The 1,802-nt window shown below is 61.5% G+C and carries 3 protein-coding genes; all 3 read right to left on the bottom strand.

Features of this window, described 5'->3' with window-relative positions; genetic code table 11:
• Window positions 1-44 precede the first annotated feature (44 nt).
• Window positions 45-713, bottom strand: a complete 669-nt coding sequence (locus EN925_RS34470; protein ID WP_064992982.1) for a DUF6088 family protein — start codon at window positions 711-713, stop codon at window positions 45-47.
• Between the two features lie 113 nt (window positions 714-826).
• Window positions 827-1,603 (bottom strand): exodeoxyribonuclease III, encoded by a 777-nt coding sequence (xth, locus tag EN925_RS34465; protein WP_064992509.1) that lies wholly within the window; start codon window positions 1,601-1,603, stop codon window positions 827-829.
• 18 nt (window positions 1,604-1,621) lie between these two features.
• The coding region (locus tag EN925_RS34460; protein WP_128337301.1) for a DUF3606 domain-containing protein at window positions 1,622-1,802 on the bottom strand (181 nt) is incomplete at its 5' end.

Genomic DNA, 1,802 nt, shown 5'->3' with positions numbered 1-1,802 from the left:
ATCACGCGGCGGTGCGGCAATAATCTGACGGTAGGCGGCGGTCGTCATGGCTTGCCCTCCGGCCCAGCTGTTGTGTTGAGGAGTTGGCGGAGGAACTCCTGCATCCAGATCGGGACGGCTGAAAGACCGGCGCGCAGATCCTCGCGGATCGCCTGGCCGTGCTTGGGGTCGGAAAGCAGGCGGCGCAAAGCAGTCTCGATCCGCTTGCGCTCGCTGTCTTGGGTCAGCATATCCTGCATCCAATGCAGGGCTTGGACGACCCGCATTCCCGGTCGATCCGCCCAATAAAGGCGGCTCGGCGCCGCATACTTGAAATAGATTTCCTGGCTGCCGAGTTTGATCGGCTTCAATCTCGCATCGACCAGTACCTCGATCCGCGCGGGTACGGCCGTCGTAAGCCCAAGATCGTTGGCGGCCGTCATGCCATCGATGACGGTGCGCGCGTTGTCGCGGCGTGTCACCGCCCGGATCACGGCGCGATAGTCCGGCACGGTGGCGCGGCCGGTCAGAGTATTGGTCCGCGGGCGGTCATAGAGACCGCGGTCAATCCGGCGAAGCTCTTGAGCCGCTGCCAGTCGCTGCAGGGTCTTGTCCACCGCGGAACGGGTGCCGAGATCGGCAAAGTCGCCGGGTGTCCAGACCTCCTCGGGCTTGGACTGGATGCGCGCGAGCACGCGAGAGCGAATATCGGTGTCGTGTTCGACCGCTGTCATGTCCGAAATATGCGACAAGTTTCGGACGATGGCAAGCGAGCTTCGTCCGAAGAATGCTACAAATTTCGGACAAAGCGCGAAATCTGGAACCACTGCAGCCGCTCAAACTCGGGTTATTCAAGCGCGATCCAGGCCGGCGCATGATCGCTCGGTTTCTCCCACCCTCGCGTCTCAACATCCACCCCGGCATCGCGAAGCTTGGGCGACAACGAGGGACTGACCAGCAGATGGTCCATCCGCAGGCCAGAACTCTTGTCGTAGCCGCCCCCATAGGAGTGGTTCCAATACGTATAGACCCCCTTTTCCGGATGGATGCGCCTGACCGCGTCGATCCAGCCGTCCTCGAGCATCGCGGCATAGGCTTGGCGACTCTCGGGAAAGTAAACCGCATCGCCGATCCATCGTCGCGGCACCACGGCATCAATCGGAGTTGGAACGACATTGTAGTCGCCGCACAGCACGGTCGGCGCTCCCGCTTTGAGCAGATCCTGGCCGTAGCTAATCAGGCGGTCGAACCAGCGCAGCTTGTAGTCAAACTTGGGACCAGGGGCGGGATTTCCGTTTGGCAGGTAGAGACAGCCGACGACGAGCCCGCTGATCTCCGCCTCGATATAGCGGCTATGGCTATCGTCAGGGTCGCCAGGAAGCCCGCGTCGGCGCTCGATCGGGTCAGCTCCGCGAGCCAGGATAGCGACGCCGTTGTAGGATTTCTGGCCGTGCCAGATCGCGCCATAGCCAGCATCGCCGATCGCCTCGGCCGGAAATTTCTCGTCCGAGGTTTTGAGTTCTTGAAGGCAGACGACGTCATAGCGCGTGGCCTTTAGCCACGCGATGAGGACCGGCAGACGACCATTGACGCCGTTTACATTGAACGTGGCAACCCGGAGCATCTAGCCGGACCCCGTGGTTCAGTTCTTACCTAGCTTATCCTCGACCTTCTTGCGCCTGTTCCCGACCGATTTCACGGCTGACTTCACGTCGGCCTTGCTCGCTCCGGTCTTACCCGCCTCGTATTTCACTTCGTGATCCTGCCCCCCAGCGACCTTCGCGCGGTCCTGGTTGCGTCCACGTGTTGTTCCAGTATTGGGC

This window comes from Mesorhizobium sp. M7A.F.Ca.US.006.04.2.1 (assembly GCF_004022915.1).
Classification (GTDB): Bacteria; Pseudomonadota; Alphaproteobacteria; order Rhizobiales; family Rhizobiaceae; genus Mesorhizobium; species Mesorhizobium ciceri.
The sequence above is the reverse complement of the archived record's forward strand: the minus strand, read 5'-3'. Positions and strand labels throughout refer to the sequence as shown.

Excerpts from the sequence above, each read along its gene's own strand:
- xth (WP_064992509.1), bottom strand. The coding sequence starts at position 1,603 with ATGCTCCGGGTTGCCACGTTCAATGTAAACGGCGTCAATGGTCGTCTG.
- EN925_RS34470 (WP_064992982.1), bottom strand. The coding sequence starts at position 713 with ATGACAGCGGTCGAACACGACACCGATATTCGCTCTCGCGTGCTCGCG.